At 33.1% G+C, this 323-nt stretch carries 1 pseudogene; it reads right to left on the minus strand.

Features of this window, described 5'->3' with window-relative positions:
* Nucleotides 1–323 (minus strand): annotated as a pseudogene (locus tag SPADD19_RS11125) (hypothetical protein); the annotation flags it as partial.

The raw sequence follows: 323 nt of genomic DNA on the forward strand, positions 1-323 counted from the left end.
CATATAAATAATGAATCCGATGCCTCAAATCCCACAAATAATATTGAGATTTAACACGCTCCTCATTTCTTCTTTCTCCCATATATGTGAGATAAATATTGCGATATATGGAGGTTTCTGCCTGTGAAGTAGAAAATATCTTTTTATGGTTTTTATTTTCGAAGGTAAACGAAGCATCTTTATTATTTGCAACCAAGTAAAGGAGATTGTGCCCGTTCGTCAATAAATCGACATAATAGCGTTGATCATCCTTTGTTTGATCTATAACTTTTTTCTGCCCATCATTTAAGGAGTAGGCTACAATTTTTGTAGTTAAAGCTGTA

This window comes from Streptococcus parasanguinis (assembly GCF_001578955.1).
Lineage (GTDB): Bacteria > Bacillota > Bacilli > Lactobacillales > Streptococcaceae > Streptococcus > Streptococcus parasanguinis_U.